At 54.4% G+C, this 511-nt stretch carries 1 pseudogene; it reads left to right on the plus strand.

Annotated elements, in window-relative coordinates:
• A pseudogene (locus tag AC1DLB_RS31875) lies at positions 1 to 483 on the plus strand (sugar-binding protein); the annotation flags it as partial.
• Positions 484 to 511 lie beyond the last annotated feature (28 nt).

Raw genomic sequence — 511 nt, forward strand, 5'->3', positions numbered from 1 at the left:
GTGCTGTTCCCTACATTGTGTCTTGAGGTCCAGGCGCCTTTCGACGATACAACGACCTTCTCGGCAACAGACGGTACCAATAACTGGAATGGTTGGATGAGGGGCGACGCTGCGACTGATCCACGGGATCTCACCATCACCAAAGATGGAGATATCTACGTATTATTCGACAACACCTACACCAACAACTCTGCCGGCACGGTGTTGAAAAAGACCTTTCAGGGGCTGGAAGTGGGTCGGTCCTATGAGTTCGGGGTGACCGTGCGCAGGTGGAACAACAGCTATTCGGTTCCGGTGCTGTCACTCAACAGCGGAGCGCAAGTCATTGCCCCCGCGACGGAAATTTCGTCAATGGCCTGGGCTCCGCTCAAAGGCACGTTTACCGCGAGTGCATCACAGATGGAGTTGCAGATCGTTAACCATGTCGCCACCGGAAACGGCAATGACTATGCCTTCCGCGAAATCTGGGTCAGGTCGATCTAGCACCTGCGTAACGTCAATGGACTGGAAC

Source organism: Pseudomonas sp. 05N434, assembly GCF_056396965.1.